21 protein-coding genes and 4 tRNA genes are annotated in these 25,016 nt (G+C 41.7%); 8 read left to right on the top strand and 17 right to left on the bottom strand.

Features of this window, described 5'->3' with window-relative positions; translation table 11 throughout:
- Window positions 1-231 precede the first annotated feature (231 nt).
- From ACWATR_RS17455 to ACWATR_RS17445, 3 genes are all read right to left on the bottom strand, one after another.
- Window positions 232-2,934: a type I secretion system permease/ATPase gene (locus tag ACWATR_RS17455; RefSeq protein WP_460334886.1), complete on the bottom strand. Its 2,703-nt coding sequence runs from the start codon at window positions 2,932-2,934 to the stop codon at window positions 232-234.
- Window positions 2,883-3,665 (bottom strand): peptidylprolyl isomerase, encoded by a 783-nt coding sequence (locus ACWATR_RS17450; RefSeq protein WP_420761997.1) that lies wholly within the window; start codon window positions 3,663-3,665, stop codon window positions 2,883-2,885. Before ACWATR_RS17450 ends, ACWATR_RS17455 begins: the two co-directional genes overlap by 52 nt.
- 291 nt (window positions 3,666-3,956) lie before the next feature.
- Window positions 3,957-4,754 (bottom strand): TIGR00297 family protein, encoded by a 798-nt coding sequence (locus ACWATR_RS17445; RefSeq protein ID WP_460334882.1) that lies wholly within the window; start codon window positions 4,752-4,754, stop codon window positions 3,957-3,959.
- Window positions 4,755-5,348: 594 nt separating this feature from the next.
- Between ACWATR_RS17445 and ACWATR_RS17440 the strand changes: the two genes are divergently transcribed.
- Window positions 5,349-5,780 (top strand): VOC family protein, encoded by a 432-nt coding sequence (locus tag ACWATR_RS17440; protein WP_460334879.1) that lies wholly within the window; start codon window positions 5,349-5,351, stop codon window positions 5,778-5,780.
- 69 nt (window positions 5,781-5,849) lie between these two features.
- On the opposite strand, the gene ACWATR_RS17435 is transcribed toward ACWATR_RS17440, so the two are convergent.
- Window positions 5,850-6,485, bottom strand: coding sequence for an esterase/lipase family protein (locus ACWATR_RS17435; protein ID WP_460334876.1), 636 nt, complete (start codon window positions 6,483-6,485; stop codon window positions 5,850-5,852).
- Window positions 6,486-6,990: 505 nt separating this feature from the next.
- Here ACWATR_RS17435 and ACWATR_RS17430 point away from each other — a divergent pair.
- Window positions 6,991-7,515 (top strand): hypothetical protein, encoded by a 525-nt coding sequence (locus ACWATR_RS17430; RefSeq protein WP_420762000.1) that lies wholly within the window; start codon window positions 6,991-6,993, stop codon window positions 7,513-7,515.
- Between the two features lie 164 nt (window positions 7,516-7,679).
- On the opposite strand, the gene ACWATR_RS17425 is transcribed toward ACWATR_RS17430, so the two are convergent.
- The 5 genes from ACWATR_RS17425 to ACWATR_RS17405 form a co-directional block, all read right to left on the bottom strand.
- Entirely contained in the window at window positions 7,680-8,753 is a 1,074-nt protein-coding gene (locus tag ACWATR_RS17425; RefSeq protein ID WP_460334873.1) for a tetratricopeptide repeat protein, read from the bottom strand.
- Window positions 8,754-8,817: 64 nt separating this feature from the next.
- Complete coding sequence (locus ACWATR_RS17420; protein WP_460334870.1) at window positions 8,818-9,588, bottom strand: 16S rRNA (uracil(1498)-N(3))-methyltransferase; 771 nt, start codon at window positions 9,586-9,588, stop codon at window positions 8,818-8,820.
- A gap of 13 nt (window positions 9,589-9,601) precedes the next feature.
- Window positions 9,602-10,246: a Uma2 family endonuclease gene (locus tag ACWATR_RS17415; protein ID WP_460334867.1), complete on the bottom strand. Its 645-nt coding sequence runs from the start codon at window positions 10,244-10,246 to the stop codon at window positions 9,602-9,604.
- 112 nt (window positions 10,247-10,358) lie between these two features.
- A complete protein-coding gene (gene sir, locus ACWATR_RS17410; protein ID WP_460334864.1) occupies window positions 10,359-12,275 on the bottom strand; it encodes a sulfite reductase, ferredoxin dependent in 1,917 nt (638 codons plus the stop codon).
- 240 nt (window positions 12,276-12,515) lie between these two features.
- Entirely contained in the window at window positions 12,516-13,055 is a 540-nt protein-coding gene (locus tag ACWATR_RS17405; RefSeq protein WP_460334862.1) for a hypothetical protein, read from the bottom strand.
- A 394-nt stretch (window positions 13,056-13,449) separates the two neighbouring features.
- Between ACWATR_RS17405 and ACWATR_RS17400 the strand changes: the two genes are divergently transcribed.
- Both ACWATR_RS17400 and ACWATR_RS17395 read left to right on the top strand, forming a co-directional pair.
- Window positions 13,450-14,391, top strand: a complete 942-nt coding sequence (locus tag ACWATR_RS17400; protein WP_460334859.1) for an ADP-ribosylglycohydrolase family protein — start codon at window positions 13,450-13,452, stop codon at window positions 14,389-14,391.
- Window positions 14,392-14,478: 87 nt separating this feature from the next.
- The gene (locus ACWATR_RS17395; protein ID WP_460334856.1) at window positions 14,479-15,420 is read left to right on the top strand and encodes an ADP-ribosylglycohydrolase family protein; all 942 of its coding nucleotides are present in this window, start codon (window positions 14,479-14,481) and stop codon (window positions 15,418-15,420) included.
- 91 nt (window positions 15,421-15,511) lie between these two features.
- On the opposite strand, the gene ACWATR_RS17390 is transcribed toward ACWATR_RS17395, so the two are convergent.
- The 3 genes from ACWATR_RS17390 to ACWATR_RS17380 all read right to left on the bottom strand — a co-directional run bounded on the left by ACWATR_RS17390 (window position 15,512) and on the right by ACWATR_RS17380 (window position 18,184).
- Window positions 15,512-16,510 (bottom strand): transposase, encoded by a 999-nt coding sequence (locus ACWATR_RS17390; RefSeq protein WP_460334853.1) that lies wholly within the window; start codon window positions 16,508-16,510, stop codon window positions 15,512-15,514.
- 21 nt (window positions 16,511-16,531) lie between these two features.
- The gene (locus ACWATR_RS17385) at window positions 16,532-17,383 is read right to left on the bottom strand and encodes a hypothetical protein (RefSeq protein WP_069072113.1); all 852 of its coding nucleotides are present in this window, start codon (window positions 17,381-17,383) and stop codon (window positions 16,532-16,534) included.
- A gap of 141 nt (window positions 17,384-17,524) precedes the next feature.
- Window positions 17,525-18,184 (bottom strand): Npun_F0813 family protein, encoded by a 660-nt coding sequence (locus ACWATR_RS17380; protein ID WP_460334849.1) that lies wholly within the window; start codon window positions 18,182-18,184, stop codon window positions 17,525-17,527.
- 493 nt (window positions 18,185-18,677) lie between these two features.
- Here ACWATR_RS17380 and ACWATR_RS17375 point away from each other — a divergent pair.
- Window positions 18,678-18,750 (top strand) — tRNA-Arg (locus ACWATR_RS17375).
- Window positions 18,751-18,819: 69 nt separating this feature from the next.
- On the top strand, window positions 18,820-19,476 hold the full coding sequence (locus ACWATR_RS17370) for a group I intron-associated PD-(D/E)XK endonuclease (RefSeq protein ID WP_460334846.1): 657 nt from the start codon (window positions 18,820-18,822) through the stop codon (window positions 19,474-19,476).
- 30 nt (window positions 19,477-19,506) lie between these two features.
- On the opposite strand, the gene ACWATR_RS17365 is transcribed toward ACWATR_RS17370, so the two are convergent.
- The 3 genes from ACWATR_RS17365 to nadA form a co-directional block, all read right to left on the bottom strand.
- Window positions 19,507-19,578: transfer RNA gene (locus ACWATR_RS17365), tRNA-Thr, on the bottom strand.
- A gap of 87 nt (window positions 19,579-19,665) precedes the next feature.
- Window positions 19,666-19,751, bottom strand: a tRNA-Tyr gene (locus ACWATR_RS17360).
- A 123-nt stretch (window positions 19,752-19,874) separates the two neighbouring features.
- Window positions 19,875-20,849: a quinolinate synthase NadA gene (nadA, locus tag ACWATR_RS17355; RefSeq protein ID WP_460334843.1), complete on the bottom strand. Its 975-nt coding sequence runs from the start codon at window positions 20,847-20,849 to the stop codon at window positions 19,875-19,877.
- Between the two features lie 149 nt (window positions 20,850-20,998).
- On the opposite strand from nadA, the gene ACWATR_RS17350 reads away from it, so the two are divergent.
- Window positions 20,999-21,919, top strand: coding sequence for a TIGR04168 family protein (locus ACWATR_RS17350; RefSeq protein WP_460334841.1), 921 nt, complete (start codon window positions 20,999-21,001; stop codon window positions 21,917-21,919).
- 131 nt (window positions 21,920-22,050) lie between these two features.
- Window positions 22,051-22,135, top strand: a tRNA-Ser gene (locus ACWATR_RS17345).
- Between the two features lie 51 nt (window positions 22,136-22,186).
- Here ACWATR_RS17345 and ACWATR_RS17340 read toward each other — a convergent pair.
- Window positions 22,187-22,540, bottom strand: a complete 354-nt coding sequence (locus tag ACWATR_RS17340; RefSeq protein ID WP_460334838.1) for a four helix bundle protein — start codon at window positions 22,538-22,540, stop codon at window positions 22,187-22,189.
- 82 nt (window positions 22,541-22,622) lie between these two features.
- Window positions 22,623-24,929: an NACHT domain-containing protein gene (locus ACWATR_RS17335; protein WP_460334835.1), complete on the bottom strand. Its 2,307-nt coding sequence runs from the start codon at window positions 24,927-24,929 to the stop codon at window positions 22,623-22,625.
- Window positions 24,930-25,016 lie beyond the last annotated feature (87 nt).

Below are 25,016 nucleotides of genomic sequence, written 5' to 3'. Positions count from 1 at the left end.
CTCTACAAATGGTCTATTTGTCGCATTCTTTTTTCAAATTGGTATAAGCTTCGACAAGTACTGCCATTTGCCTAAGAGCATCCTTATGCTACTTTCCAGGCGTTTATCTTTTATTTAGTAGACTGTGACGGAAGTTTACCTACTTTTAACAAATTGCTCAAGTAGGGGCAATTCATGAATTGCCCCTACTTGTCTGTGCTGTACTAACCACAAGTTTTGAGCTAGTTCATGCTAGATATTTGCTTGCTGACGTTGATATAGTGACCAGTACAAACCCTTTTGTTGCAACAACTGTGCATGAGTACCACGCTCGGCAATCACACCTTGCTCTAATACCAAAATCAAATCAGCACGTTTGAGGGGAGCAAAGCGGTGAGCAATTAGAAACACGGTACGATTAGCAGAAATTTTTTGCAGGTTTTGCAGTACTTGTTGTTCAGTTTCACTATCCAAAGCGCTGGTAGCTTCATCCAAAACCAAAATCGGTGCTTGGGAAAGAAATAGCCTTGCTAGGGCAATACGTTGTCTCTGTCCACCAGATAAAGCTGTACCGCGTTCACCAACATTGGTTTCGTAACCGTATGGTAATTGACTGATGAAGTCGTGTGCTACTGCTAGTCTTGCTGCCTCTACTACTTGCTCTGCGGTAATGTCGGGACTACCGAGAGTGATATTTTCCAAAATGGAACCGTTGAATAAAAAGTCTTCTTGAAGAACTACACTAACTTGTTGCCGCAGTGAGGCTAAATCGGCACTTTTTATATCAAAACCATCAATAAGGATGCGTCCTGATTCAATTTGATAGAGGCGTTGCAATAGTTTAGATAGGGTACTTTTCCCAGAACCGCTACGTCCGACAATGCCGACAAATTGCCCTGGTTCGGCATTGAAAGAGATTCCCCGCAGAATGGCTTCAAAGTTTGGCCGATAGCGGAAAAATACTTGCTCAAAAGTGACTTGTCCTTTCAGGGGTGGTAAAACTAGACCAGTTCCCAGTTCTGCTTCTGGGGAGACGTTGAGAATATCACCAATGCGATCTACAGAAAGTAGCACTTGTTGAAGGTTTTGCCACAACTGTACTAAGCGCAAAAGTGGGCCTGTGACTCTACCAGACAGCATTTGAAATGCTACTAGCTGCCCGATTGTGAGCTTTTGTTCAATGACTAATTTGGCTCCAAACCAAAGAATCAGCATGGTGGAGAAATTGGTGAGAAAGTCACCAATATTGCTGCTGATATTGGAGGTGGTAGAGGCTTTAAAACCTGTGCGAATGAAGCGAGCAAATAAGCCTTCCCAGCGATCGCGGGCTACTGGTTCGGCTGCATGGGCTTTAACGGAGTGAATTCCTGTAATTGTCTCTACTAGAAACGATTGACTATCGGCAGAACGGTTGAAAGTTTCGTTTAGCCAGTTACGCAGAATTGGTGTCGCAACTATAGTTAATGTGGCAAATAGCGGCAGTACTGCTAAAGCGACAAAGGTGAGTGGGACGTTATAGTAAAACATCAATGCCAGATATACCACAGCAAAGATGCTATCTAGAATTACAGTTAATGCTGTACCTGTGAGAAACTGACGAATTTGTTCGAGTTCTTGGACTCGTGCTACTGTGTCTCCGACGCGCCGTGACTCAAAATAAGCCAAAGGCAGACGCATTAGATGGCGAAATAGCTGTGCTGATAAACTCAAATCCAGACGACGAGCTGTATGGGTAAAGATGAATAGGCGGAGAATGCCAAGTATGGACTCAAATATGGCTACGCATAAAAGTGCGATCGCCATGACATCGAGAGTCGGCAAACTCCCTTGCACCATCACTTTATCAATGACAACTTGTGTAATTAGCGGTGTTGTTAACCCCAAAAGCTGCAAGGTAAAAGATGCCAACAATACTTCTGTGAGCAATCCCTTATACTTCCAAACTGCTGGGGTGAACCAACTCAGGTTAAATGTTTCTTGCTTAGATATGAGTTCTACTTGCCACAATTGTCCATCCCAAGACGCCTCAACTATGGACTGCGGCAAGGTTTCACAAGTCCGTTCGGGATTTAAAGGATTAGCGATAATTAAGCGATCGCCTTTAACTCCATAAGCTACCACCCAGGATGGACTCTGGGGTGAGTCAGAATTCCACAGTAATAAAGCTGGAAATGACAGCTGTCGCAATTCACCCCAACTCACTTGTAAGCGCCGCAACACTAACCCTAATTTTTCTCCTGCTTCCACAACCTGTTTTGGGCGTTGTCCTCTGAGTTGACGCTGCACCCATTCCAGTTGCACAGAATTTTCTAACTGTTGCGCCACCATTGTTAAACAAGCAGCAGCGGTGTTCCAACTGGCAACAAACGGATAATTTGAGACGATTAAATTGGCGCCTGGGAGTCCTCTTTGGGGTTGAAGGCTGTGGGGACTGGAAGTCCCTTCTGAGGCTGGTGCTAGTGAAGGAGTGGAAGAGAATGAAAATGTCTCTCTTTCTCCCTCAATATTCACTGGTAAGACTTGCCAGAACTCCTGAATTTGGGGGTTAGAAAATTCTGTCCACAGCGCAGTATCCCAATAAACTACTACCACTTCTTTACTGGCGGCTACAGCTTTAAAATCCGCAGACAGCTTTTGTAAATCACCAAACCAATCCCCCGCATCTAGAGCAGCTATTGGTTTACCAACGCCCTCTTCTCGCAAGCGGACTTTTCCAGCCACAATTAAAAATTGATAACCACCGACATCGTTTGACCAGATTTTTTCTCCAAGACGATATTGACGGGTTTGGCACTCATTTTCTAATTGGGACTGTTGTTCTGGAGTCAGCCAGCATAGTGGTGTCTGATTCCAAGGCAAAGAAGCTAGCACTTTTAATCGTAAAGATTCATTATCCAGAATTTTTAACTCACTTGTAACTTGACTGTCAGTTTTTGAATTTTCTCTGCTAGCCATTTTTCAAATAACTCATTTTGTAGTGCTTGCTTTAGTTGAGTATCTTCTAAAGACGCTGGCAGAAATTGTTCTACTCGAAACAAACCATAAGGTCCTTCTCCTTGGGGAGAGTCTTTGCCAACGATTTCTATTGGTCCTACTAATTGTCCAGGACTTGCCACATCAATAGCTGCCCGTAATATATCTGGCATACTTCCTCGGCTGACTATTCCCATCATGCCGTTCACAATTCGGTCATCTGAAAGTGAATACTCTTTAGCTAGTTGCTCAAAACTACCTCCTTCTTCAATTTGCGTGTGTAGTTCGTCTGCCAATTCTCGATTATCAACAACAATCCGAGAAAGTACTACCCGATCCAAAAAAATCTTGCGCTCAATAAAATATTCTTGGAGTTTTGTTTCCGTCACTACAGCTTTCAGCTTTTCTAGCTTGTAACCAAAAGTAACTGATGTGTGAAAGGTAGCGTAATCTGTGTTGTTGGTCTGTAACCATTCTTGAAAACTTTGGGGATCAGTCAGTTGATTTTTCAGCCTAAAGTCAATAATTGACTGTTCAGTTATTGCTGTGCCAATTTCAAGATCGTCTCGTGTTCGGATTTCTTCCTCAATCACGTACTGGCGGAGAATATCCCCAATGAATTGTCCCAATTTTCCAGAGGCTTGCAGGTACTTTACTGCTTCCTCAATAGAAATTATTTGGTCATTAATTGTCAAAAATGATAAAGATTCCATGAACTAATTATGTGAAAATGGTTAAACACTTATAGGACTTTTAAATCATATAGAAATCATCTGGTTGTTGATTGATAAATATGATAAAGATTCCATGAACTAATTACGTCTGGATGGTCAAAAAATTATATAGCTAGCAAATAATATAATTTCCCACGATCACTTTTACAGTCTAGCGGGGACAAAACAGGATTGAAAATGTCAACGGTAGGACAGTAGTAAGGTAGATTACTGATTTTCTCCCAATGGCCAATGCCCCACCTAAACGAGTAATTGTTTATTCTAGCTGGTCTACTTAATGAAACTTATCCATGTCCAAGCAAGTAGCATAGCCGCGATCGCACCGATTAATGTATTAAAAATATTTACTACTTCATTAGTCAGCCAAGTATACTTAGATTGCAGTGTTGCCCCGATTACACTTTCTAAGTTGGTGGCAATAAATGCTGCCAGTACACACCAAACGACTCCTAATAGATCAATTAAACCAACTCCCCAACCAATAAATGCGATCGCCACAGAAGCGACAATCCCAGCTAGAGTTCCTTCCAAGCTTATCGCTCCTTCTGTACCCCGTGGCACTGGTTGGAGTGTGGTAATCAAAAAAGTACTTTTACCATAAGCTTTACCAACTTCGCTGGCGGTGGTGTCAGCCAGCTTGGTACTGAAACTCGCTACATAGCCTAATAATAATAGGGACTGGGGATTAGGGATTAGGGACTGGGAAGTAGGTACGAGGAATCCTGAATTTATCAACCCTACTCCCAAGGCACACAGCGCCCCAGTCAAAGCCGAACCCCAAACATTTTCTGGGCCTCTTGCCCCAGAACGCTTTTCGGCAATTCCTTCTGCCTCCTTCTGCGCCATACCGATGCGGGTAACGCCAGAACCAACCAGAAAATAGAACATTACTACTGCGTATCCTTGCCAGCCTAGAGTTACCCAAATTAAAATGGCTAGGAACCAGGCGTGGAATAATCCAGCAGGGGTAAGTAACTTTTTCGGAGCAATCCAAGCTACACCCAATAAAATTGTGTTTAATACAACTGCTACTAACCAAGGATTAACAGAATCAATTAAGGATGACATCAGCAATTAATCATGAGTAATTTTGTCTGAATATCAACAGAATAACGAATTTGTCACACTTCGTGCTTAATTTCTGAAACCTCTCTAGCTCAAGTAATATGTTTGTATTATTAACTAAATTGCGTAGGCATCGCGCTAAAAGCTGAGTTTAAAACTAAAAACAATGTCTTAGATATACACTGCAATATTGAATCAAGAACGTGGATTAAACAAAATGCAAAACTTCTGTTTAGTTGCGTGGACTCTTCGAGTGCGTTATGTACTCAAAGTACTTTCATCGGGCGCGTTAAATTCCCAAAACACCTTATGAAAGTGGTAAGTTATTAAATATACTGTTCCTAAGCATCTGCATATACAAACCCCAATTATTATAACTACACAATACAAAGCAGTTACCTAAAAAATTAAGTGTAAATTATCTAAATTATGCAGATAGAGTGCGAAGTCAGTAGCCGCAGAGTTCAGCAGTTGAAAGTTATAAGGATAAAGAATATAAGTTAATGTCAATTAAAACTGTGTTCAAGTTGACCACAATCAAGATTTAACAGCATAAATTGTAGATAGCATCAACTACAAATCTTTTTCATACAAGCTATGAGCCAAACTTTATTCCATCTGGCTTTTCCTGTAACTAATATTGCCCAGACAAAAGCATATTATGTAGATGGCTTGGGCTGCATTCCTGGTCGTGAAAACCACCATGCCCTGATTCTCAATCTCTACGGTCATCAACTAGTGGCTCACGTCACCAAAGAACCCTTGACACCGCAACATACCATATATCCCAGACACTTTGGGCTAATTTTTACCCAAGAACGTGACTGGCAAGACTTACTCGAAAGGGCGCAACAACAACAGCTACTTTTTCGCGAAGAAACCAAAAATCGCTTTGTTGGTTCTCCTCTTGAGCATCGCACTTTCTTTTTAGAAGATCCCTTTTATAACCTCATGGAGTTCAAGTATTATCGTCACCCAGACGCGATTTTTGGGAGTTACGAACATACACAAATTGGGGATAAGACTTAAGTAATTCGTAATTCGTAATTCGTAATTCGTAATTAAAGATGAATAAATCCAGCGTGGCGATTATTCTAGCTACTGACTGGATTTTTTCTTCAGCAAGGGCAGCTTAATACCTTCTGTTAAAGCTGCTTGCACTACTGCTAAACTTCTGGAGTCTGTCAGCATCCACGGGTGTAGAGCAACTGGTACTATTACTTCACTTCCTACAGACATTTGTGAACTATTAGCTGGGACAATCATCAAATCATAAGGTGTCCAGATAGATGTAAAATCTAGCTGCCCCAATATTACAGCATCAGAATTTAAATCCTTGAGAAAAAGGCTGTCAGGGCGCATTTGTACGCAACCAGGACGCCAAGAACCATAAGCAACGACAGTTCCATGATGGGGCGAAGAGATGGTGATAAACCGCTGCACGCGGTTAATTCCTCCTAGTCGCTGAACATAGTAACGGCTGACAATTCCTCCCATACTGAAGCCTACTAAATCTAGGCGTTGTTCTGATGCAAAGGTAGCTGTAACATAATCGGCTACCTGCTTTGCCAATTCATCAAGACCCACATCACCATTATTAGGAACCAGATTCAGGCTATATACAGACCAACCCCGTTGTATGAGGTATGCCCTCATTTTATGGAAAACTGCCTCTGTATCGTCAATGCCGTGTATTAACAAAACGGGATTGCGCTGCTGATTTTCAGTGTTCATTTACAAAATCTGGCTGAATTAAGGGGTGTATTTCACTTTCGTAGATACATACTGCTCTACAAACTGAAGCTATTGCTTTTCGGATTCTTTAAAAAATGTTTTTGCAAAACTGAAATGCACTCAAAAATAATTTGTATAAAATTTAACCAATTAAGCTCACCATCTGCCAATAGGCTATGACAGTTCTCCCACTGGTTGAGAGTAAACTGCTTATTTCAATTGAATAAGTATTTACTAAAAAAATAAATGTTAATTTTTGTAAAGCTTGCTTTCAGAATCTTGCTCTTAGTTACAGTAAAATTTAATAATTAGTTCTCGGTGTATGCAGGTTGCAAATGCTTGTAAGAGAACATTTGTCCTGTAGTTTTACTACAATGTTAATTAAGCACAAACCTATAAGGGTTGTCACCAGAACGGGGTGACGCAAAGTAGAAAATGTAACATTTTGTCGTAATTTTTAACAATTACGGTTGAGTTCCAACTATAACAGGCAGGAGTAATTGTAGTGGATTTTATCAAAAAGTTAATTTCGGGTATTTTGGGTTTCATTACCGGACTGTTACCAGGGAAGAAGAAAAGCAACGGCTACTTCTTAGAACTGGACGAAGCCAAAGATGCTGCCAAAGATGCTGCTAAAGAGGTAGCATCGAACGCGAAGAAAGTAGCAGAGACAGTTGCATCGAATGCTAAGAAAGTAACGGCAACAATTGCTTCAGAAGCACCAACTCCATCCAAGCCAGATTCATTGAACGGAACAAAAACTGCCGCAGCTAATGGTAAGGCAAAATCAGCTAAAAATCCCAAACCAGCTGATGTTCAACTAGTCCAGACTGCTGAGGGCCTTAAAGTTGAACCTGGCAAAAATGCAAAAGCCGCAGCAGCCAAAGTAATCAAAGAGCAGCCAACTGAAACAACCTTTGCGCCAAAATATCTTGCTCCTTCGACTACTAGCTCTAATGGTCGTCGGCGTCCAGGGGCGAATATGAGTGCTTATTTAGAGATGGCACGTCAGGTTAAAACGCCTAAATAATTTTTTATAGAGACCGTAAATTTACGGTCTCTGTAGATTCAATGTGAAGATGTAAGGTTAAGATAACTTTGCTAGTTGTAGATGGATGAACTCTCCAAAGTAGAAGCGATCGCTTAATTTTCTCCACTACAACTACATTTTTTCAGGTTGGTTTATTTGCACAACTAATTAGTATTTTTAAGCAATATCAGTCCACTATATAGCTGAAAAGCTGAGTCCCAATTAGTCTGTTCTCTACGCAACAAATGAATGTGAGACTTGATATGACTCAGCATTTCTGTTTGATCTAATGTTGTATCCGCAAAGGACGTGAAATCTGACCAAATTTTGACTTGAGGTAGTTGCTGGTCAATCCAACTCGACAAAATATTCCAATTAATTCTGATTGTATTTTGGCTAGCTTGAGGAATGATTTCTAAACCTTCCTGAAATTCATAGCCGCTATCATCAAATCGGAGAATGGAACGTCTACCAGGTATGTGTAAATCACAAAACTGGGCATAGTCTTGTGTTTGAGTTTTCCGTTCCAGTTTACCGCGCACATCTCGATCTACCACTTCCTCGAAAATGGGCAACAGTCCTACTACCCTTGCTGTGACTTCTGACCAGTCAAAGGTGAGAGAACCGAGTTGATTTGCCTCATTGCGGCAAACAACAGTAGTTTGTGGGGTACATTCTTGAAAATATTTGACTTGATAAACTTGAATTTGTTGAATTTGAGCTATCGTTGCCCAAAAGCAAGGAATACCAGCTTGCTGTAACTGTTTGCCGTAAAATTTTAGTTCTCCCACTTGTCCAGTGCGGTACAACCTCCAGCCACGACTTGGTAGTAATAGCCGTGCAGTGTAGGGGTCTAGTTGCATAATCTGGGCGAATTTCCGAGATGCTTCTGCTTTCATCTCGTTACTGAGTGGTTCTAAGACTAGTACGCCAAGTTCGGTATTATTTGGTTCAGATTTTGCTTGGGAAATGGCTCTTTGTCTTTCTTCAAGCTCCATTTCTTGTAGTCGTCGCAAACCTTCGCGTGCGAGCGTTACTATTTTGGCGTTCCTTGTATCTCGCAGCAGTTGCCGATAAATTTTTTCTGCATCTTGGTGTTTTTCAGATACTTCATGTAGCCGACCGAGATAATATTGTACCCAAGGATGTTCTGGCGATTCTACTAGCAGCTGTTTGAGTAATTTAGCAGCTGTTTGATAATCTTTATGCTCAAAGGCGATCGCAACTTGCTCAATCATCACTTTAAATAGACAGTGGAGTGATGTCTCATGCAAAATTATTTTTGCGTGAGCTATACATCATTTATACTTCACAAGCTGCGGTAATCAAGGATAATGCTACTACTGGGGCCGTAACTGCTCTCAGAATGCGGCGACCAAGGGAAACAGGTTGAAATCCAGATGCGATCGCATTCTCAATTTCTGGTGTTGTCCATCCTCCCTCTGGCCCAGTAGCAATGACAATTGTTTCTTGTCCTATGTCATTTGTCATTTGTCCTTTGTCATTTGTCATTTGTCCTTTGTGCTGTAAGCAATCTTTTAAATGTGGAAACTCGCCACGCGCTACACAGATATATTGCTGACTGGTTGCAAATGATGAATGACCAATGACTAATGACAAAGCAGTATTAAAAGTAACAGGCTCTAAAATTGTCGGTACAAACGAGCGCTCTGATTGCTCGGCGGCTTCCGCAGCGATGCGCCGCCAACGTTCAAGCTTTTGAGGACTAGGATGAAGTAAAGTGCGATCGCTCAATACTGGTGCAATACAAGTTACTCCCAACTCTGTACAACACCTCACCACTTCATCAAATCCATTACCTTTGGGCAACGCCACCATCAGCGTAATTGATATAGGTAATTCTGTTTCCACTAAAAGCGGTTCTAAAACCTGTGCTTGTTCCCCTGCTAGCTGTGCTAACCATGATTTTCCCTTACCATCCATTGCAATAAAGCGATCGCCTTCACGCAAACGCAGCACACGGGCCAAATAATGTTGTTGTTCTTTTGTGAGCAAAATTTGCCCTTGTTGGAGTTGAGAAGGTGCGATCGCAATTCTTTGCAGTTGAGACATTTTTCTTAATAAATTATTGCCCTGCTGTAGACATCTGCTGTCTAACCCAGGTACGGAAAGCACGAGTTACTGCTATTTGTCCAACTTTCTTGCTTTCTTGGATAAATCGGGGAATCTCTGTCACCAACACGGGCGCAAAAGTTGGACTGCGATCGCTTTGCGAGTATTGTCCATTGTTAAGGGCGTAGATTCTCAAGACATTTCCGTTATACCGCCAGAATTCTGGGACTCCCATTGAAGCATAAAGGCTTAACTTGTCTATCTTGGGTCTAGAATATTCCACTTCCACTACTATGTCTGGTGGTGGATCTGTATTTAGGTCAATATTTTCTTTGTTGCGGACTAAGAATTCGTTTTGGATATAGTAACTACTGTCCGGTTCGCCTCCTTGCTCCAAATCATCCCGCGTCATAGTCAACGAGCCAGCGCTTTTGACTTCTAAACCAAATTCTTCACACAGCACAAGAACAAAACCTTCGATGAGACGGTTTGAGTTCTCATGCAGCATTAGCGGAGTCATAATTTCTACTATTCCGTTGTCATAAGCAAGCCTTTTATTTCGCTCACATCCCATATCTGCCAGCATAGCTTTGAATGTTTGCCAGCTGATGTTTTGCAACACATCCCTAGTTTCTGCGAATTTTGCTGTCGTTACCATAGTTCAGTCTTCCTGTGGATGTGTTACCTAACCGTATTAGGATTTACGCGAGAGAGACACAGATGGATTTATCTGTGTCTCTCTTTGATTTTATGATTTTAAACTTTTCGGCTTACGAAAGATTCTGGAAGTAAGCTTCTAGTGCTTCAGTCACTAACTGAGTCATCGGCTTACCTTGGCTTTCTGCTACTTCCTTCAACTTGCCATAAACCTCTTCTTTCAAATTTACCCGATGGCGTGATTTGTTTGCACCATTGGCTGTTTGGGGATCGTAGCTAGCAGCAAATTCGCGGATAGCATCAAAACCAATGCGATCGCAAAAATCACCAAAGCTTTCCTTTGATTTCCGAGATTTCTTAAAGTAAACAAAAATCGGCTCTAAGAAGCTTTCTAAATCATTATGATGCAGCTTTTCTATGTAAGGTTGTGCCAGTCGAGTCTGATTTGGCGAACCCCCTAACCATAATTGGTAAGATTCTGGAGCGCTACCAACAAAAGCCAATTCAGCCAAGTAAGGACGAGCGCACCCATTGGGGCATCCTGTCATCCTTACCACAAAATGTTCTTTTTGTAAACCTAGTTTATCCAAGAGAGCGCGAACTCGCTCCAAAATCCCTGGTATTGCCCGTTCTGATTCGGTGATTGCCAAGCCGCAAGTGGGTAAAGCCGGACAAGCCATTGCATACCGCACCAAAGGTTCGATTTTACTAGGTTCGTCTCCCACACCGTAACGGCTAAGAATGTCTTGAATAGCTTGCTTGCTATCTGGTTCGATATCGTAAAAAATCACGTTTTGGTTCGATGTCAGGCGGATGGGTAAGTTGAACTGTTCGACAATTTCCCGCAAGGCGGTTTTCAGTTGAAACGAACCTTCATCCTTGACTCGACCATTTTCAATGGAAATTCCTAAGAATAGCTTGCCATCACCTTGTTCATTCCAGCCGAGGAAGTCGTAAAATTTAAACTCTGGCAGTGGTTTGAAGGCTTCAATTGATTTACCGAAATATTCTTCAACTTGGGTACGGAATTTTTCTACGCCCCAATCGTTGATTAGATATTTTAGTCTGGCATGACGACGGTCAGTGCGATCGCCATAATCTCTCTGGGTAGCAACAATTGCTTTGACGATGTCGTAAATGTCATCCTTCGCCACATAACCTATCGGGTCTGCTAACCTAGCGAAAGTTTCTTCTTTACCGTGGGTTCTACCCAAGCCACCACCAGCAAAAATATTAAATCCTTCCAGCTGTTTCTTTTTATTGGTAATTACTACCAATGTCAGGTCTTGGGAATACAAATCAACCGAATTATCTCCTGGCACCGTTACGCAAATTTTAAACTTGCGGGGCATATAGTGAGTGCCATAAATCGGTTCTTCGTTGTCATGGATAATTGTGCCATTCCCATTGCGCTGTCGAGCTGCCTTCACCTCTGGGTCTTCTTCAGCACTAATTGCTTTTTCCCCATCTAACCAAATTTCGTAATAAGCACCCGTTTGTGGTGACAGCAAGTCAGCAATATTCTGGGCATACTCCCAAGCATATTGATAGTCTGGGCGATTCTTAAAGGGGGCTGGTGGTGCCATCACGTTGCGATTAATGTCGCCGCAAGCACCTAAAGTCGAACCCAGATTATTGACAATGGTGGCGATCGCTGATTTTAGATTCTTCTTTAAAATTCCGTGCAGTTGGAAACCTTGACGGGTAGTTGCTCGTAACGTATGGTTGCCATACTCATCAGCTATTTTATCTAAAGCCAGATATAGCTCTGGCGGTACTAAACCACCCGGATTTTTTGTCCGCAGCATAAACTGGTAATCTTTTTCCTGTCCCTTGGTGCGGTTGTCGCGGTTATCCTGCTGGTAAGAACCATGAAACTTCAAAAGCTGCACCGCATTTTCGGTAAAATGGGTAGTATCTTCAAGGATCTCAGTTGCTACAGGTTCACGCAAAAAATTACTATTTTCCTTGATTCCTTCTACTTTGGAAGGCTTACGGCTAGCGATGGGGGAAGGAGCAGATTTAACCATTAGACTTGTATAGGATTCTCAATAAAGCATTAAGTAGACGCCGAATCAGCACCCTTTGACTACTTGATCCCCGGTAATCCGGCCGGAATAATGAGGAATATTTTAATTTTACCACGGCAAAAGCTGGCTTTGTCAGTAATGTAACACTTAACAAAACCAGCTTTTGGGAGTAGTGATTTTTTAGTGCTGAGTCCTGAGTACTTAAATAAAGTATAGAGTGACTGAGGACTCAATAATCTTTTATTTGAAGCGATAGCCAATACCACCATTAATGCTAACAGCAGAAGCATCGCTATTTTGGTAAGCACCAATTCCGACTTTGGCATTAGTGTAGACGAGGAAATTGTTAGCAACTTCCGATTCAACACCAGCACCTACCACTACTGAATCTTTGTTACCTATAGGAGTTGGTGAGCCATCTTTTTCTACAAAAGAATAACCACCAGTTAAATAGGCGTTAGTTCTATTCGCAATGGGTACATCCACAGAAAGTTCTGGGATAATGGCACTTGTTTTATCACTCCAGAGGACATTACCGCGTGCAGAAAATGGCGTAGTTCCTAATTTCACACGACCTGTAACATTACCACCAAATGTGGCATCATCGTTGATACCTTGTCCGCCACTGGTAACGCCAGCTGCAACACCAGCGCCAACATAACTAGCATCAGTACCCTTTTTGATTTCAGCAGAAGCTTGACCAGCTGATAGAACAAAAGGAGCAACTATTAAGGAAGACAATGCAGAAATTGTCAAGAAAGACTTGAGTAAGCGTTTCATAATTTTCACCAAAATTTGTATTTTTTACTTATATATTCAAGGTCGAAAATCATGCGAGAATGTTCCAAATGATTCTCAAATTTTCTTAAATGACTGTTGTTATTGATGCATAGCGCTTACAGGGTAGCTAATCCTGAAATTTATAAATAAGTTGTTATAATTACATTTAAATGTATTTTAATCCTGCTTCTTTATCTCCAGATAGACGCTTTTAAAACTGTCACAATATTTGGAACTAAAACTAAGTTGGGACATGGCAAATAAAATATCCGGTTAACATTTTTTTGCCGAGCTTTTCACAGAGGATGAAAAAGTAGGCTGTAGCATCTGTTGCAACAAGCTATAGAGGGAATCTATAAAGTTAATTTTGAGCAATTCTTGTGGAGATTGAATAATGCTAACCGCTGCAAAAACGTTGTCTGGTTTGATGGGTTTATGTGTCGGTGATGCGTTGGGTGTGCCGGTGGAGTTTACTAGCCGTGCTGAACGAGTAAAATCTCCAGTGACAACAATTCTTGGTTATGGCACATGGAATCAACCACCAGGAACTTGGTCAGATGACAGTTCCTTAAGCTTTTGCTTGGCGGAATGCCTTTGTAGGGGGTATTCGTTGGATGCCATAGCCAATTCCTTCTGGCGCTGGTACAAGGAGGCTTACTGGACTCCCCGTGGCGATGTCTTTGATATTGGTCAAACTACCCACACAGCAATTATGCGCCTGAAACAGGGAGTGGTTCCCCATCAGGCGGGTGGTAAAGTTGAAAATAGTAATGGCAATGGTTCGTTGATGAGAATCTTGCCAATGGCTTATTGTCACAGAAGCTTCACTTTAGCTGAATTGCTGGCGCGGGTGCATGATGTTTCGGCGATTACTCATGCTCACGCGCGATCGCAAATGGCCTGTGGCATTTATATTAGTATTGCAGTGGCACTCTTAGAAGGGGCTGACCCGCAAACAGCTTATTTACAAGGATTGCAAGACATCCAAACAATTTATTCTGTGCGGGAATTTTTATTAGAGAAGCCCCATTTTGGCAGAGTTTTCAGTGGTGAGATTGCCAAAGTACCAGTAGAAGAGATTAATTCTGGCGGCTATGTGATTGACACCTTGGAGTCATCCCTCTGGTGTTTATTAAATAGCTCGTCTTATTCTGAAGCAGTATTGAAAGCTGTGAATTTAGGCGGAGATACCGACACTACCGCCGCCGTCACCGGTGGGTTAGCGGGAATTTACTACGGTGTGGAAAATATTCCCAGACAATGGATGAACCAAATTGCTCGTAGACAAGACATTATCTACTTAGCAGAACGTTTTGCAAGGGCTGTCTATAGCTAGTTTGGAATTAGAAATTATACCAAGTGTTTGATGAGCGCCTTTTCGCAAGTAAAATCAGTAGTAGAAAAGTTTCATACTGGTTGAAAAATGCTAACCGATGCAAAAACATTGTCTGGTTTGATGGGTTTATGTATTGGTGATGCATTGGGTGTGCCGGTGGAGTTCACCAGCCGCGCTGAACGAGTAAAATCTCCAGTCACATCAATGCTGGGTTATGGAACTTGGGATGTTCCTGCTGGTACGTGGTCAGATGACAGTTCGCTGACCTTTTGCTTGGCAGAATGTCTTAGTGAGGGATTTTCACTAGATGCGATTGCTAATTCCTTCTGGCGCTGGTATCACGAAAGTTACTGGACTGCTCAAGGTGAAGTATTTGATATCGGTAACACCACGTTTTTAGCAATTGTCAACTGGAAACAAGGAACTCCACCTCTGAAAGCAGGTGGTAGTAGTGAATATAGTAATGGCAATGGTTCTCTGATGAGAATCTTGCCGATGGCTTATTGTCACAAAAGTTTAACTCTGGATGAATTGATTGCACGGGTACATCAAGTTTCTTCCATTACCCATGCTCATCTCCGTTCGCAAATGGCCTGTGGCATTTATATTAGTATTGCAGTGGCACTCTTAGAAGGGGCTGACCCGCAAACAGCTTATTTACAAGGATTGCAAGACATCCAAACAATTTATTCTGTGCGGGAATTTTTATTAGAGAAGCCCCATTTTGGCAGAGTTTTCAGTGGTGAGATTGCCAAAGTACCAGTAGAAGAGATTAATTCTGGCGGCTATGTGATTGACACCTTAGAGTCATCCCTATGGTGTTTATTAAATAGCTCGTCTTATTCTGAGGCGGTGCTAAAAGCTGTCAACTTAGGTGGAGATACAGATACTACCGCCGCCGTCACCGGTGGGTTAGCGGGAATTTACTACGGTGTGGAAAATATTCCCAGACAATGGATGAACCAAATTGCTCGTAAACAAGACATTATCTACTTAGCAGAGCGTTTTGGAAGGGCTGTCTACAGTTGAGGGGAGTAGGGAGTAGGGGAAATTAGAGAGACAAGGGAAATAAACAATGCCCCATGCCCCATGCCCCATGCCCCATGCCCCATGCCCAATCTTAAACCGTAGACAAGGAATAGACTTGACCATCAATCAACAGTCGCGTAATGCCCTTGGCTTCTAAATGAGTACGAGCCTTATGGAGCATTTTACTATCTGGAACCTTAATCACGCGATCGCGCTTCGTAGAAAAACGCTTGGCGACGCGATGGTTATCAAACACTGGTAGAGTTCTTTGCTGGGTTTCCAAGCTGGGAATTTGCCCCAAATCACCAAAGTCCTTCAGAGGTCGGGTAATTAATTCTGAGGAACGGTCAATTACCAAATAACAAGTTTTTGGCAAATTGGCTATCGACAGAGGTAAAACTTGAACTGATGCTTCACCTGGTCTTCTTTTTGTGACTAAAGGTCTGTCCTCATCCAGGTCATCGTCATCAAAGTCTTCTTCCTCAAAATCGTCGTCATCTAAATCATCATCATCTAAATCATCTAAATCCTCTGATTCATCTAGCAAATCATCGCCCAGCATGTGCGCGATGACGGCCGCTCCTGGATGTTCATTCTTGAGGGGTGGGATGGGGATGCTGACTATTTCCGGCAGCTTTGGCTCTGGAGTTTCTAATTTCTCTGTGACTCGGAGCTTGGGTTTTTCCGCCGCCGAAGGGCGTCGCCGTACCCGTCTACTAGCGGCGATTGACTCCGCTGTTTCCTCTGAGTAAAGTTCCTGCTCTACACGAATTATCTTACGTGGTAGTGGCTCAACCTTTGGCAATTCCACAGGGTGGCTCTCGATAGGTGGAACTTCTATCTCTGGCTCTGGTTGACTTAGCAGTGGTAACTGCTCATAGCTTACCTGTGCCCTTCCCTCAGGAGTTCTCGCAGCTCGTTTCAAAGAGACTAAGTATTCATACTCATCTTCTGGCAACGTGCTTTTGAGCAGGCGACTAATTGTCGAATTACTCACACCATAGCGGTCTGCCAAAGTTGAGGTTGTTTCGGCAGTCTCTCGATATAACTTAAGAATTTCTTGCTTGTCAGAGTCTGTTAATTTTCTCACGGTAGATACCAAAAATCTTTACTAAGCTCGTTTACGTCCACTGGTACGCCGCGTTCGTCTTAGTGATGCGTCATATTCTAAGACAGCGCCCAGTCCAAATAACACTCCACTAAACACCCAAAACACTTCTAATATTTCCCCACTTTGATAATTGGGGTCTTGGGCGTATTTAAACCACATATCTGCAATGTAGAGCGAAAAGGCCGCCGCCGCAATCATTCGCCAAGACTGAGAAACTCTTCCCCCCCAAAAGGCTAGCAACAGAGTGGTAGCAATAATTAACAAAACCACATCGCTAACTACATAAAACCAATTCAAAATAGCGACTAGCAATTCTGAGGGTGTTTCTTGTTGCATAGAAATCCACCATGCCAACAAACTACCGAACATTGCAATTGCTAACACAATTAGCCACTGCCATTTTTCTAGATTGATTCGCCTGGAAGCCACAGCTAAAATCATTCCTGCGCCAAGTAATAGATAACTAAGTACAAAAAATATATCGCCTAAAGACACATCCGGTTCATCTTTCAAAATTATTTCGGTATAGCCGAAAAATATCCCCCCAACGAAATAGGAAAGCATACCTAACCCAATTAAGAGCCAAACATTCCGTCCACTGACGATTTGCGGACTCAGCCAGTTCCTCAAGCATAAGATACTGGCACCCAAATAAGCTAAAGCTTCAAAAATATTTGTGCCAATCACATACCACTCGGCTCGGCTTTCTATGCCATCCGCTCCGGGAACTTTGGCACTAAACAATAAAAAGTATAGCAGCGCCAGTACAGCCCAGCCAATATTAGCTAAGACAATGTTCTGAGTGGTAAAAATTGATTTAGAAAGGAACGAATTCTCGTAAGAGTTATTCATAGGACTTGACTTATGTAGATGCACTCTGGCAGTATTTTGAGTTAAATGACTGTATATCTAGCAGTGTGTCTATTAGGTAATACACAATCTGACACCAAAAGCAAGTGCCAGCGGCAGGAATTTTGTTAAAAAATTTCCATGCTACTGCCATAGTTTACCCAGAGGCGATTGATTTAGCCAATTGATAAACAGCGATCGCTCGGCTTCTGGCATATCTTCTAGCTTATAAATCACTTGTTTGGTAAAATTGGCATTGCCAAAATAGGCCTTTCCTAATCGATGCAGTTCTTGTAACAAGATAACTACATGATTTTCTTGCCAATCAGGTATTTTGGCTGCCGGCAAAGGATTAGTAGATACCAAATATTTAACCGCTTCTAGGGATGATGCTTGGGGAAATTGTTTTTGCTTGAACACTTCCGCAATATCTTTCTCAAATAATGCAGCTTGCCTAGCACCTAAAAACTCTTCAATGTCGATAGAAACACCCTGCAACAGCAAAATACCGGCTTGGATTAAAATCGCCGTTTTGCCATGACCACCTGTGTCACTATCCAGCTGCTCTAAACGTATTTTACCCCAAACACTAAAGCGTTCGGGTTCTTCCAGCAAAACACAGGCTTTACCTCGGTTATCCGTTAATTCTCTCCATAAGGCTCTAGCTTCTTCCTCTTGACTAGCTTTGAAAACACTAATCAAGCGAAAAGTCTGCCCTTGATAATTGAGAATCGGCACCTGCTGATCCTTTTTTGGGTGCTGAATGCTTGATATTTCAACATCCTGCCGTTTGAGAATAAACATGGCACTAGCAAATAACTCCTCACAGGGGCACTCTTAATATGGAATATATAATGGGATTTGGCAGTATCGCCAAGGCTGAAATTACCTAGCATACTTTGGAAATGAGTCTAGCGATCGCCAAATCCTTCCCGAAGGTAGCCGCCCAGAGGGCGTTGGCGCTAACGGGCAAATAACCCCTTGACAACACAATATATCTAAACCAATACCCCATCCAATACTGCTCGGATAAGCATTTTGAACTCGGAATTGGGTTTTGGGAAAAGGTTAAAGGGTAAAGGTTAAAGGTTTTTTCTTTCCCCTTACCCCTTACCCTTTTCCCCTTAACCGACAAGTATTGATACCCCATCTGTTTCGTTTTCGGTGTAGATTGCACTAACTAGCGACTAGCATCTTAGCCTTGCTAGTGGTAAATCTGCAATTTTTGATTGCTTCTTGGTAGGTGAAGACGATATAATAGTTTAGGTGACTCCTTCAGGAGCCATGGTTTTGTTTTGGGCGCGTAGCTCAGTGGATAGAGCAATTGCCTTCTAAGCAATCGGTCGCAGGTTCGAACCCTGCCGCGCTCGTTTTAACTCAATATGAACCCTCAAGCATTGTGAAGTGATATAATTACTTTCACATTTGAGGGTTCGTTATTGCTGCATCATACCAAGAATAAGGGCGATATTGCTGCGACCAAAGCGATCGCGGATCTAACGCTTAAAGGGTATTTAGTCCTCACGCCACTTGTTTGTGAACATTTACCTTTTGATTTTGTTGCTTACAAAGACGATAAATTTTACAAAATACAAGCTAAATACGCGGGAGATAACAGGGTAGTAAATAAAACTATTTGGGTAGATAAAAATGGGACTCATCAGAAGAAGTACAAAGTAAATGACTTTGACTTTTATGCTGTTTATCTGCCTGACATAGATCAGGTTGTTTATCCATCAATCAACTTTAATGGTTGCTACATAACTACCCAGATACCTAATTCAGCTACACCTTTTTACTGGTGGGAAGATTTTACAGATTTAACTGAAGTAGCACTTAAGAGAACCTACAAGGAGTTTGGCGTTGACTTAACAACTAGAAAGGTTAACCCAGACTCTAGAATTCATACCAGAAAAGTTGAAAGACCATCAAAAGAAGAACTAGGAAAACTAGTTTGGGAAAAGCCAACTGCACAAATTGGGAGAGATTTTGGCGTGTCTGATAAAGCTGTAGAAAAGTGGTGTAAGGCTTATGGCTTAGAAAAGCCACCTAGAGGATATTGGGTTAAGAAAGCTCATGAAAAAACCGAAACTTAATGCTTCTCTTTCGTTTGTATTCATTTAAAAAGCCCGTGACGAGGATTGAACTCGTGACCTCACCCTTACCAAGGGTGTGCTCTACCACTGAGCCACACGGGCGAAATTTGATTTCGATTTTTCAGCTAGAAGTTAAAATGCTGGGAGTTTTGATGCTTTCCCAGACATTATAACTTATAACTTCGTAAGTGGTGGGCCGGGCTGGATTTGAACCAGCGTAGGCGCAAGCCAACGGATTTACAGTCCGTCTCCATTAACCACTCGGACACCGACCCGATTTGTCTCACGATTTAAAATCTTAGCACCACCTTTTATAAATTGCAAGTGATTAGAAAAAATAACTTGTGGGTAGAGATCGCAACAAAACTGCGTCTCTAGCATCTGGATAAAAATACTGGTTACACGCTCATCTCCAGCATTCGTTGCATTGGTCGCAGTGCCGCAAGACGGATATCCTCTGACATGGTAATTTCGGGAGTGCGATTTTTCATTGCCCAGTAAAGCTTTTCTAGGGTGTTTAACCGCATAAACGGACATTCGTTACAAGCGCAATTATTTATCGGCGGTGCAGGGATGAAGTGCTTGTCAGGAGCTAGTTTTTGCATTTGGTGAATGATTCCCGGCTCTGTCGCAACGATAAATTCTTTGGTGGGGCTACTTTGACAATACTTGAGCAAAGCGGCTGTGGAGCCAATAAAGCTGGCGTGGCGCAATACACTACTTTCACATTCTGGGTGTGCGATCGCCTCTGCTTCTGGGTGGGCAATTTTTAACTGGACAATTTTCTTTTCTGAAAAGGTTTCATGGACAATACAGCTACCTTGCCATAGCACCAAATCTCGTCCAGTCTGTTCCATCACATAGCGCCCCAAGTTCCGATCTGGGGCAAAAATAATCGGCTGTTCTTTTGGTATCTGCTGCACAATTTTCACAGCGTTGGAACTGGTGCAAATAATATCACTCATCGCCTTGATATCAGCAGAACAGTTGATATAAGACACCACCAGATGATCTGGATGCGCTGCTTTAAAAGCTGCAAACTCCTTTGGTGGACAACTGTCGGCTAAAGAACAACCAGCATTCAAATCTGGTAAAAGTACTAATTTATCGGGATTAAGTATCTTTGCTGTTTCTGCCATAAAATGGACACCAGCAAAGACGATCACATCCGCATTGGTTTTTTCGGCGGCTCTTGCTAGTTGTAATGAATCCCCAATAAAGTCTGCAATATCCTGAATATCTGGCTCTTGATAATAATGCGCCAGGATAACTGCGTTGAGTTCTTTTTTGAGACTCTCAATGGCGGCAAACAAATCTAGTGGTAGTTCACCCGGTTGGGTTTTTTCTCGTTGAGCTAGTGCAGTAGTAAACACAGTTAGGGGGTGCTTTAAATTGCAAATTTATGTCCTGTGGAATCAATTATAGTAGTTTTTACCAAAAATAGTGGACGGTTGATATTTTGGGGTTGTGTCCAAATCCGGCTGAGTTTCATATCCTGGAGATAGACGGCAAGGAAAGTGGCATGACCAGTCAGAAAACTCAATCGATAACCCTCAAAATTGCTGTAATTGGAGATGTTCACGACCAATGGGAAGTGGAAGATGGTATTGCACTCAAGCATCTGGGTGTTGACTTAGCGCTGTTTGTCGGGGATTTTGGCAACGAGTCGGTGGAAGTGGTCAGAGCGATCGCTTCTCTCGATATTCCCAAAGCAGCCGTAATGGGCAACCACGATGCCTGGTATACCGCCACCGAATGGGGACGCAAAAAGGCTCCTTATGACCGCTCTAAGGAAGACTGGGTACAGGAACAACTCGATTTATTAGGTTCGTCCCATGTTGGTTACGGTAAATTGGATTTTCCCGCTTGGAATTTAACTGTAGTGGGGGGTCGTCCCTTTACCTGGGGTGGCCCAGAGTGGAAATTCGCGGAAATCTGTAAAGAACGTTACGGTGTGACGAGTTTGGAAGAATCCGCCGATCGCATCTTCAAAGCAGTCAAAAGTGCCGCTTACGAGACAATTATATTTTTGGGTCACAACGGGCCTAGTGGGTTAGGCGATCGCCCCGAAGACCCCTGCGGCAAAGACTGGCATCCAATTGGCGGCGATTTTGGCGATCCAGATTTAGGCGAGGCGATTTCTCAAGCCTTGACTGCTGGTAAAACCATTCCTCTGGTAACATTTGGTCACATGCACCGAGATTTACGCCATACCAAGAAGGTGCAGCGCAAACCCATCTTTAGAAGTCCAGAGGGGACAATTTACTTAAATGCGGCTAGTGTCCCCAGGATTGTGGAAAATGACAGCGAGAAATTGCGTAACTTTTCCATTGTTACCCTAGAGGCAGGTGTGGTTTCGCAAGTTTCCCTAGTTTGGGTGGGGAATGACTTTCAGGTGGCTAAGGAGGAAATTTTGTATGAGCGATCGCGGATTGTGTCGTAGACATTCGCATCCAGTAGTGCAATCTGCGTAAATAATAGGGTATAGTATTATCTGTCAAGTTTAGTGCTAACCAACAAAAGCGCCTAAATAGCGTCTGAAACTAGGATCAGCACAAGTTTGACAGATTTACTGGAGAGGTGGCAGAGTGGTCGATTGCGTCCGACTTGAAATCGGATGAGGCTAAAACCTCCGGGAGTTCGAATCTCCCCCTCTCCGTTTAGGAATTAAAAATTGAAAATTAAAAATTAAAAATTGAAGAGGATGAGGTTAGGTGGGGCTTTTGGTGGAGATAATTATGGCACCAAGAATTTTTGTTATTTCTTCGGCTTCGGTTTGAAGTTGACTAATTCTTTCTTGAGGTACTATTTCGGAAGCAATAAGCAATCTTAACCAATACCGGGTTTCACGGGATTCTTTTAGTGCAATCATGAGCTTGCTGATAAAATCTGCTTTGCTTTGAGCAGCTTGTGCTTCTTCTACATTAGCTCCTATCGATGTTCCTGACCTTAATAACTGTTGAGCAAGAGTTCGCGCTACTCCTGGTTTGTCATCTAAAAACTGGCACAATTTGACTATGCGAACTGAAAAAGTAAAAGTGCGATCGCAAATATCTTTCTTCATTAGTCAAAATTAAAAATTAAAATAAATTACTATACTGTTTTTCTCCTTTGTGTTTGGCATTGTCTCAGTTTTTACTAAATTCTTAACTTTTAATTGGTAAAAACAAGGTATCTTCAATTTCCTGCCTGACTTCTCGGCTAACATAACAATCACTATTTAAGCAATCCACCAAGAGTTTATTTGCATCATAATACTGGTTTAACAGTTTCTTCTGTATGTCGCTAAATTGCCAGTCATGCCCAATATTACGATTTTTTATTATTACAGAGCGAAGTTTTTCAACCCAAATATATCTATCGGTAACTGCCCACTGTAAAAGAACTTCTCTATCTTGAGTTAAACTAGGTAGTTCATTCTGAATCTCTCTAATCTGTTGCTGAAAATCTGAGTCTGATATATCTTCAACAAGACTACATAAATTTTTATGATAGAAATCAACCTCTAATGAGTTACTAATCAAGAAAGACATTAGATTATCAATAGAAAATTCATTATTTTGATGTTTTTTAAATAATCTTTGATCTATTTTTTTGGCTAAATCAGAATAACATATATATTTACCATTCACGTTAGAAATAGTAATATTATTCATAATCTCATCTGTAAAGACAAAGTATGAAGCTCGAACTGCCCCTGGTTTGTAAATAGTTACAACTGAAATGGCCTTCTCATTTACCCATACTAAAAATTGCTGTATTTTCTCATCTTGTGCTAAAAGTTTATCAATTTGTATCTTCATCATCCACACCAGATCATCAGCCTTCCTCATCATCCCTGTTATGAGCAAAAAAACTTCCCGCCAGCGTTTCTCTGTGATATGCTCTAGCAAAGTTTCCCAGTCAGAGTTGGCAACTATTTCTCTTGCGGCAAAATACTCGTGAAACGTTAAGTGAGAAAAGGAATAGATGCCCTTTGCTCGTTCTACTAATAGACCATGCTGTGCTTCAATAGACTTTAAAACGGCTTCACTATCGAGTTTCAATACTTCTGGATCTGTGTCAGCATTGCGTAAGTTGCGAATAAAATTAGCAATGTATGCTTCGACAGTTTTCTGCTTAAAGAAATAGTCTTTCTGCTCAAAGGTAGTTAAACCTATTTGACTCAGCAAGTCTTCCTTACGCTGTAAAGATAGGTTTTTATACGCCTGCTCTCTCTCAATGTTGCGTTTGGCATCCCATTTTTTCAGTAATACATCTAATCCTTCTTGATAAAGTTCAGAACGGTTTCCTGGAAAATCTCCACTATCTCCAAACACCAAACACAATAATGTTAGAAGTAAAGGACTACTTGCTAGTTCTTGGATTGGTTCATTCTCTTTTAGTTTTTCAATGAATCTTTTACTTTTAACTGGATCAGTTAACTGGAACCAATTTTGAGTAAAAATTGCTATTTGTTTTTCGTCAAAATCTGCCATTTCCACTTCTGTGAAACTTTCAAAAGTGTATTCTTTGGCAGCAATACGACAGGTAATTACAAACTGATTAGTATGAAACAAGTTAGAAAATTCCCGAATTTGTTGTAAAACACGCTTGGTGTCTTCCTCTCGTACTTCATCTAACCCATCCAGTAATACCAATGCCTTACCCTGTTTCAACAGTTTCTCTACTACTACACTGGTATGAGTTACCCCACAGCTTGATAATAGTTGAACAATAAATTTCAAAATATCTGGTTTTTTAGGTGCTTCTGCAAAATCTTTTAATGTGATAAACAAGGGAACTCTGTTTGCTTGAAATCCCCCTTCAATACAATGCATTGCTAGATATTTTAAAAAAGTGGTTTTTCCTGCTCCTGGTTTACCTAAAACCATCAGCTTACTATAACGCTGTACAACCTCTAATCCTGAGACTCGTTTCTGTTTTACTCCGCTAAGTCCAAGTCGCTCAAAGTTATCATAGTCACAGCTTTGCATTAGTTCTGCAACTTTTAGTCGTCTTCGTCCTGTTATTGCCTCCAGAATATTGACATTTGTGTAAATACCTTGTTTTCCTGTTAACTCAATTGGCTTAGACATATCTAATACCCGCATGGTTCCGCACTTTTCTTTGATGTAGGGTTTGATTTGTTTGCGGATTTCTTGCACTAAGGTATCAATAGAATCATCTACGTCATCTGTAGTTAAATCGCCAGAGGGTTTTTGTTGTGCATACCTTTTGCTCAGATACTCTCGTAAGCGGCTTTCTTTAACAGGGCCATTACCAGTGATGCAAAATTTTTTGTAAATACCTGTGAGGCAAGTGCTGAGGTTACTTTCAGAAATGTTTAATTCTTGAGCTACGTTGACTCGATTCTTACTACGACCGAATATTTCCAGAAAGACTTCTTTCTCTCGGTGCGACAATTCACTGTATTGCTCCAGTTGCTTAAGAAAGTCCTCTGATATAGACATTGACCACTCCCACAATTACTTATAAGCCAGTGTAGCCAAAGTTTTTATCAAAATGTGGAGTTAAATCAGTGTAAGTCAGGCTAAGTC

The sequence above is a fragment of the Nostoc sp. UIC 10890 genome (genome assembly GCF_054786515.1).
Note: the sequence above shows the minus strand (reverse complement) of the source record. Positions and strands in the feature narration are given on the sequence as shown.

What these genes read in the sequence shown, in the direction of transcription:
- ACWATR_RS17350 (WP_460334841.1), top strand. Translation starts at nt 20,999, where the DNA reads ATGACCAGTCAGAAAACTCAATCGATAACCCTCAAAATTGCTGTAATT.
- ACWATR_RS17420 (WP_460334870.1), bottom strand. Translation starts at nt 9,588, where the DNA reads ATGTCTCAACTGCAAAGAATTGCGATCGCACCTTCTCAACTCCAACAA.
- ACWATR_RS17435 (WP_460334876.1), bottom strand. Translation starts at nt 6,485, where the DNA reads ATGAACACTGAAAATCAGCAGCGCAATCCCGTTTTGTTAATACACGGC.
- ACWATR_RS17450 (WP_420761997.1), bottom strand. Translation starts at nt 3,665, where the DNA reads ATGGAATCTTTATCATTTTTGACAATTAATGACCAAATAATTTCTATT.
- ACWATR_RS17385 (WP_069072113.1), bottom strand. Translation starts at nt 17,383, where the DNA reads ATGAATAACTCTTACGAGAATTCGTTCCTTTCTAAATCAATTTTTACC.
- ACWATR_RS17335 (WP_460334835.1), bottom strand. Translation starts at nt 24,929, where the DNA reads ATGTCTATATCAGAGGACTTTCTTAAGCAACTGGAGCAATACAGTGAA.
- ACWATR_RS17340 (WP_460334838.1), bottom strand. Translation starts at nt 22,540, where the DNA reads ATGAAGAAAGATATTTGCGATCGCACTTTTACTTTTTCAGTTCGCATA.
- ACWATR_RS17400 (WP_460334859.1), top strand. Translation starts at nt 13,450, where the DNA reads ATGCTAACCGCTGCAAAAACGTTGTCTGGTTTGATGGGTTTATGTGTC.
- ACWATR_RS17455 (WP_460334886.1), bottom strand. Translation starts at nt 2,934, where the DNA reads ATGGCTAGCAGAGAAAATTCAAAAACTGACAGTCAAGTTACAAGTGAG.
- ACWATR_RS17395 (WP_460334856.1), top strand. Translation starts at nt 14,479, where the DNA reads ATGCTAACCGATGCAAAAACATTGTCTGGTTTGATGGGTTTATGTATT.
- ACWATR_RS17405 (WP_460334862.1), bottom strand. Translation starts at nt 13,055, where the DNA reads ATGAAACGCTTACTCAAGTCTTTCTTGACAATTTCTGCATTGTCTTCC.
- ACWATR_RS17440 (WP_460334879.1), top strand. Translation starts at nt 5,349, where the DNA reads ATGAGCCAAACTTTATTCCATCTGGCTTTTCCTGTAACTAATATTGCC.
- ACWATR_RS17445 (WP_460334882.1), bottom strand. Translation starts at nt 4,754, where the DNA reads ATGTCATCCTTAATTGATTCTGTTAATCCTTGGTTAGTAGCAGTTGTA.
- ACWATR_RS17415 (WP_460334867.1), bottom strand. Translation starts at nt 10,246, where the DNA reads ATGGTAACGACAGCAAAATTCGCAGAAACTAGGGATGTGTTGCAAAAC.
- ACWATR_RS17380 (WP_460334849.1), bottom strand. Translation starts at nt 18,184, where the DNA reads ATGTTTATTCTCAAACGGCAGGATGTTGAAATATCAAGCATTCAGCAC.
- ACWATR_RS17425 (WP_460334873.1), bottom strand. Translation starts at nt 8,753, where the DNA reads ATGATTGAGCAAGTTGCGATCGCCTTTGAGCATAAAGATTATCAAACA.
- sir (WP_460334864.1), bottom strand. Translation starts at nt 12,275, where the DNA reads ATGGTTAAATCTGCTCCTTCCCCCATCGCTAGCCGTAAGCCTTCCAAA.